The organism is Martelella sp. AMO21009 (genome assembly GCF_053484295.1).
In genome coordinates this window covers 1-398 of sequence record NZ_JBAKFR010000076.1, presented here as the reverse complement: position 1 = coordinate 398, position 398 = coordinate 1, and the positions used below count along the sequence as shown (strand labels likewise).

Here is a 398-nt window from a genome sequence, read left to right as displayed (position 1 = left end):
GCCCAGATGGACGGCGCGATCCTGGTCGTGTCCGCCGCCGACGGCCCGATGCCGCAGACCCGCGAGCACATCCTGCTTGCCCGTCAGGTTGGCGTTCCGGCGATCGTCGTGTTCCTGAACAAGGTCGACCAGGTCGATGACGAAGAGCTGCTCGAGCTCGTCGAAATGGAAGTCCGCGAACTGCTCGACTCTTACGAGTTCCCCGGTGACGAAATCCCGATCATCAAGGGTTCGGCTCTGGCGGCTCTCGAAGATTCGGACAAGAAGATCGGCGAAGACGCCGTTCGCGAACTGATGGCTGCCGTTGACGACTACATCCCGACGCCCGAGCGTCCGGTTGACCAGCCCTTCCTGATGCCGATCGAAGACGTGTTCTCGATCTCCGGCCGCGGCACGGT

1 protein-coding gene is annotated in these 398 nt (G+C 62.8%); it reads left to right on the top strand.

The window, feature by feature from the left end; translation table 11 throughout:
- Positions 1-398, top strand: a 398-nt coding sequence (locus V6766_RS25515) for a GTP-binding protein (protein ID WP_448471035.1), incomplete at both ends; no start/stop codon positions are given.